Source organism: Vibrio sp. Isolate34 (assembly GCF_022397915.1).
Lineage (GTDB): Bacteria > Pseudomonadota > Gammaproteobacteria > Enterobacterales > Vibrionaceae > Vibrio.
Map to the genome: position 1 here is coordinate 1 of NZ_JAKEUO010000051.1, position 976 is coordinate 976.

The 976-nt window shown below is 49.5% G+C and carries 1 pseudogene; it reads left to right on the top strand.

Features of this window, described 5'->3' with window-relative positions:
- Positions 1–976, top strand: a pseudogene (locus L1D22_RS22095) (tandem-95 repeat protein); the annotation flags it as partial.

The following is a 976-nucleotide window of genomic DNA, read 5'->3' on the forward strand; positions in this document are numbered from 1 at the left end:
TGATGTTAGCCTTGATGTAGTAGTGACCGATGAAGACGGCGCAACCGCAACCACTACAGCAAACATTGATGTTCTGCCTGTGAACGATGCTCCGGTATCGGGCGACTTGGCGTACAGCGTGGACGAAGATGGTTCAATTACGTTGAGCCAAGAGCAATTACTTGCTCAAGCGAGCGATGTGATGTTAGCCTTGATGTAGTAGTGACCGATGAAGACGGCGCAACCGCAACCACTACAGCAAACATTGATGTTCTGCCTGTGAACGATGCTCCGGTATCGGGCGACTTGGCGTACAGCGTGGACGAAGATGGTTCAATTACGTTGAGCCAAGAGCAATTACTTGCTCAAGCGAGCGATGTTGACGGCGATGACTTAACAGCGGCTAACTTAACCGTTGGTGGTGATGCGAGCGTCACTGCAAACGATGATGGTAGTTTCACTATCACGCCAGATGCGAACTTCAACGGTGACATTGATTTGAACTTCGACATTACCGATGGTACAGACACATTAGTCGCTACGGCTGACTTAACGGTTAACCCAGTTAATGACCTGCCACAGCCACAAGACCAAACGTTCAGCATTGGCGAAGACGGTGTCTTGAACTTCACAGATGAAGACCTGCTAACGGGTGCTACCGATATCGATGGGGATGACTTATCAGTTGAAAGTGTGAACTACACGGGCGCTGACGGTGTGCTTACCGACAATGGTGACGGCACGTACAGCTTCGCGCCAAACGAGAACTTCAATGGTGATGTGAACTTTAGCTTTGATGTGTCAGATGGTATGGACACGGTTCAAGCCAATATCGATGTGAGTGTGACACCAGAGAATGATCCACCTGTTGCTGGTAGCACGTCTTATACCGTTCGTGAAGACAACTCCATTACTATCAGTGACGAACAGCTTCTAGCGAACTCTTCGGATATCGAAGGTGAGGTTGCCGTCGATAGCGTGACTTACTCTGGTACGG